The sequence below is a fragment of the Pseudoalteromonas sp. SIMBA_162 genome, from assembly GCF_046535955.1.
GTDB lineage: Bacteria > Pseudomonadota > Gammaproteobacteria > Enterobacterales > Alteromonadaceae > Pseudoalteromonas > Pseudoalteromonas marina.
This window is the reverse complement of record NZ_JAWJBQ010001323.1, coordinates 1-232: the sequence shown is the minus strand read 5'-3', so window position 1 is coordinate 232 and position 232 is coordinate 1. Positions and strand designations below refer to the sequence as shown.

Here is a 232-nt window from a genome sequence, read left to right as displayed (position 1 = left end):
CTACCGTCGACCTCTGGCACGCCAACACCCAAGGTACATATTCGTACTTCGACTCGACCCAGTCCGAGTACAACCTGCGCCGCCGCATCATCACCGATGCCGAGGGCCGCTACCGTGCGCGCTCCATCGTGCCATCGGGATATGGCTGCGACCCGCAGGGCCCGACCCAGGAATGCCTGGACCTGCTCGGGCGTCATGGCCAGCGCCCGGCGCATGTGCACTTCTTCATCTC

At 64.7% G+C, this 232-nt stretch carries 1 pseudogene; it reads left to right on the top strand.

Features of this window, described 5'->3' with window-relative positions:
* A pseudogene (locus tag R0J88_RS23930) lies at window positions 1-232 on the top strand (catechol 1,2-dioxygenase); the annotation flags it as partial.